This window comes from Okeania sp. SIO3I5 (assembly GCF_010672085.1).
GTDB lineage: Bacteria > Cyanobacteriota > Cyanobacteriia > Cyanobacteriales > Microcoleaceae > Trichodesmium.
Genome location: NZ_JAAHHT010000244.1, coordinates 1 through 3,450 on the forward strand (window position 1 = coordinate 1; position 3,450 = coordinate 3,450).

Below are 3,450 nucleotides of genomic sequence, written 5' to 3' on the forward strand. Positions count from 1 at the left end.
ATGTCTACGAGAAACCGGGTTTCTGGGTTCACATGGTTTCAGTCCTGTTACTATAGGAGTAAAATAATGCTAGAAACTAATCTCAATATTCCATAAATAAGTTAATATGTAAGTAAGTCCTGATCAGGTCAACAAAACACAGGGGGAGGACATCACCTCACACATGCGCAGCGGTCAGGATTTCTCTGGCGCTCAGAATATCGCGCTGTCAGGCAAGCACAACGTCGGGAGTATGTCAAGTTATTAAAAAAATATACATTATGAAATTTCCCAGTATTCCGACTAAGATTTTAATTTTTCAGACTGTTCCGATAATAATTGGAACTGTTTTAGTAAGTGTACCTAGTTTAGCAGCAAGTTTTGCATCCTCTAAAGGTAAGGTGATAATTGATCATTTTAGTGAAAATCCTGATCGAGTAGGAGCTGATGCAAATGCTGAAATTTTTCTCTCTGAAAATGGGAGTGAAGTTTATGCAGATGCCTTTGCTGAAGCCAATTTTGTAGCATATCCTGGTGTGGCAGCTAATGCTGATAATTCCTCTGCATCTGAAGTTGGTGGTACAGGTAGCAACTTTTTTGCACTAGGACAAAGCACTACTAGAGTTATTGGAGACTTTTCCATAGAAGAAAAATTTTCTTTTAATTTTATGGTAGATTTTGACCTAGAAACCTCAGTTGAGAATAATTCAGATGAAAGTGCTAATGCTCAAGGAAATGTCAGCTTTTTTATCTTTGAGACAATAGCTGAGGGTACACCTATTTTGTTAGATTTTTTTGGAGTGTCTGGTAATTTGGAATCTCCAGGGGATAATGACTTTTTTAGTTCTACTCAGAATATTGTCCCTAGCAACTTCACTATACTTGATTCTAGGGTACATGAATCCTTTGGTGGTAATGAGGAATATGTTTCCGCATTTTTTAAGGGTTCATATCTGAGAACTTTTGACGGTAACCAGACCAGAAATATACGTCTAGTACAAGTCAAAGCAAATTCTGCTCAAGTACAGTCTACTCCTGAACCATCAACTACTGTAGCTTTTCTGTTGTTTAGTGTTTTGGGTGTTGCTACAGGGTTAAAATCTCAAAAGAGGGAGTAGGGAGTAGGGGAAAAGAATTGATGATTTTTGTGCAATAATTAATTGTATTTTTGATTATTGGAGAGGTATATAGCGCTACACAAATACGTTAGGACATTCTTCTATTGCCTGTTGTCAATTAAGTTTTCCCTTACAACCCAAATTTATTGTCAAATACCAAAAGACGTAGTGCTATAATAGACATCTCTGGAAAAGAGGGAGTAGGGACTAAGGATGCTTAGTCCCTACTCTGTTGGGGAAAAGAATTGATGAATAAGAGTGGGATAATTGATTGTATAGCGCTACTTGAATAGGGAACAGGGAACAGGGATCAGTAAACTGTCAAAGAGTTTTCCTAGGTCATGCTGCGCAAACAGGATTGAGAAATGTCCTAACCTATTTGCGTAGTGCTATATTTAGTAAAATCAATTCTTATCCATAAACTATCAATTATTCCTCTATAGATGTACCATTAGACTCTGGGAAAGGCTATATTAGTATTTAGTATATAGAAAGATCGGGAAATTCAGGTAATGTAACCGATATCCCAGCAGCGAAACCAGCAACACCACTGAAATCAGCACCACTGCCATAAGGTCCGGAATAAGATAAGTTTAAGACTTGACTTTCAGTTTCAACCTGAGCTATATCACCCGTTGCTTGTCCATAAACTGATAAAAAAGCTTCAGTATAACCACCTTTAACGTTATTAATTTTTGCAGATAAATCTTCTAAGTGGTTTAAATTTGAAATAATCATTGGTTGAATGTTCCATTACTGTTTATTATTTAGAATATAGTTCTATTAGTTATAACTTAGTTGCCATTTTGGCTGGAAAATGCTGATTTCCCCCTACTCCCTACTCCCTACTCCCTATTCCCTCTTTGTTGCCATTTTGGCTGGAAAATGCTGATTTCCCCCTATTCCCTACTCCCTACTCCCTATTCCCTCTTCCCTCTTTTTAATTCTTAAGCTATTTTCTGATGAAGCTGCTCACTTGATTCCGGCTCAATTTGATTATATAACATATAGTTAACTTCCCTAGCTAACCACTGTCTAAACATATTATTCAAAATTTCCTGATATCTTTGCTGTGTCAACTCACCCTGGATAAATTTTTCTACCATCAAAATATGATATCCTTGAGCTGTTTTAATAGGGGAAATTACAACTCCTGGTTTGGCGCTAAATACCGCTGCTGCTATTTCTGGTTTTAAACTCCAACGACACATATTTCCTTCATAACCACAAACTTGTCGTCGCTTTTCGTCTATATCGTAACAATGAGCAGCATCATAAAAGCTAATTTCTTGCTCTTTAATTTGATAATATATTTCTTGAGCAAATCGAGGTTCTCTAATAATTATTTGATATAATAATATTTCCTGAAAATTAAGGCGATTTTGAGCGAAGAATTTCTCGACTTCCTGTTTAAATAAATGCTCCGCTAGTTTCTGAGAAAGTAAGCGATCGCCAATTCCTGCTTCTAAATCTTCTACTGTAATCATTTGTTCTGCAAACCAGGCCATGGTATCAGATACTTTATATAATTTCTTTTCCATTCTCAGGCGATCGCCCTCTACCTGTATTTCTTCTGGAGATACAGTTATTCCTCTTTCTTGAGCTGCTTTTTCTATAACTTTTTGATTGAGGATTCGCTGCCAAACTTCCTTATATTGAACATCTTTTTTGAGGCTGTTGACGATATCTATATTTGCTATAGATTGGTTATTTATTGTCACCATTCTACTACATTATTGATTTTATTTTTACCATTAAAAAACTCTTAATTAGAGGTAGTACATTGATAATACCTCTAATCAATAACTGCCTAAATAATCGAGTTATATTTCCTCATTAAGAAGGGAAATATATTCGAGTCCTGTTAGTAAAGTGTAGAGCCTGAAACGGAACTAACAGCATAAGCAGAGCCAACTAGAGCTGAAGCACTAGCAACGCTGGTTGCAGAACCAGACTCAGAGTTGAAACCATAGAAGAAGTAGCCGTAGTTATTTCCGTCAACGATACTGACAGAAGAAACGGTATTGGCACTAGATAAAATACCACTAGCAGAAGCAACGCCACCAGCACTAAATACCAAACCACCCTCAACTACATTGGATTCCTTGACATTTTCTAGATGATTTAGTTCGGAAATATTCATTGATTTTCTCCTTATTTTTGTTTGATAATTTAATCAGTTTGGTCGTGATTCGTAAGTAATTAGAGTATTGCTTAGAGGTAGTGTATTGGAGACCTCTAATCAATAACTGCTTAAATAATCGAGTTATATTTCCTCATTAAGGAGGGGAATATATTTGAGTCCTGTTAGTAAAGTGTAGAGCCTGAAACGGAACTAACAGCAGAAGCAGAG

At 36.4% G+C, this 3,450-nt stretch carries 4 protein-coding genes; 1 reads left to right on the top strand and 3 read right to left on the bottom strand.

The genetic code is table 11. The features are described 5' to 3' along the window. The first annotated feature begins 260 nt into the window (after positions 1-260). Complete coding sequence (locus F6K40_RS33150) at positions 261-1,097, top strand: hypothetical protein (RefSeq protein WP_293142321.1); 837 nt, start codon at positions 261-263, stop codon at positions 1,095-1,097. Between the two features lie 480 nt (positions 1,098-1,577). On the opposite strand, the gene F6K40_RS33155 is transcribed toward F6K40_RS33150, so the two are convergent. From F6K40_RS33155 to F6K40_RS33165, 3 genes are all read right to left on the bottom strand, one after another. Continuing rightward, positions 1,578-1,835 carry a hypothetical protein gene (locus F6K40_RS33155; RefSeq protein WP_293142323.1) on the bottom strand — a complete coding sequence of 86 codons (258 nt, stop codon included), beginning with the start codon at positions 1,833-1,835 and terminating at the stop codon, positions 1,578-1,580. A gap of 209 nt (positions 1,836-2,044) precedes the next feature. Further along, entirely contained in the window at positions 2,045-2,821 is a 777-nt protein-coding gene (locus F6K40_RS33160; protein ID WP_293142325.1) for a peptidylprolyl isomerase, read from the bottom strand. Between the two features lie 140 nt (positions 2,822-2,961). After that, the gene (locus F6K40_RS33165; RefSeq protein WP_293142327.1) at positions 2,962-3,240 is read right to left on the bottom strand and encodes a hypothetical protein; all 279 of its coding nucleotides are present in this window, start codon (positions 3,238-3,240) and stop codon (positions 2,962-2,964) included. Between the last annotated feature and the right edge of the window lie 210 nt (positions 3,241-3,450).

Coding starts and splice junctions, on each gene's coding strand:
- F6K40_RS33155 (WP_293142323.1), bottom strand. CDS start 1,835: ATGATTATTTCAAATTTAAACCACTTAGAAGATTTATCTGCAAAAATT.
- F6K40_RS33150 (WP_293142321.1), top strand. CDS start 261: ATGAAATTTCCCAGTATTCCGACTAAGATTTTAATTTTTCAGACTGTT.
- F6K40_RS33160 (WP_293142325.1), bottom strand. CDS start 2,821: ATGGTGACAATAAATAACCAATCTATAGCAAATATAGATATCGTCAAC.
- F6K40_RS33165 (WP_293142327.1), bottom strand. CDS start 3,240: ATGAATATTTCCGAACTAAATCATCTAGAAAATGTCAAGGAATCCAAT.